The following is a 230-nucleotide window of genomic DNA, read 5'->3' on the forward strand; positions in this document are numbered from 1 at the left end:
CTTTAAAAAAGTACAGTTAAGTGGTTGTATTTTCACTAAGTTAGATGAATCATTAAGTTTGGGTGAGATTATTAGTATTGCGATTCAAAATCGCCTCCCAATAGGGTATCTTACTAACGGTCAACGAGTGCCAGAAGATATTCGTGTTGCAAATGCTGAGAAACTAGTGAAAAAGGCTGAGCAATTATATTTAAAAAGAACAAAAGCACAACATTCAAGGCACCAAGCAG

At 35.7% G+C, this 230-nt stretch carries 1 protein-coding gene; it reads left to right on the forward strand.

What is annotated here, in order from left to right:
* A partial coding sequence (locus tag AAEY75_RS17425; RefSeq protein WP_352260451.1) for a hypothetical protein occupies nucleotides 1–230 on the forward strand: 230 nt, incomplete at both ends.

The sequence above is a fragment of the Psychrobacter sp. TB55-MNA-CIBAN-0194 genome (genome assembly GCF_040309505.1).
GTDB lineage: Bacteria > Pseudomonadota > Gammaproteobacteria > Pseudomonadales > Moraxellaceae > Psychrobacter > Psychrobacter fozii.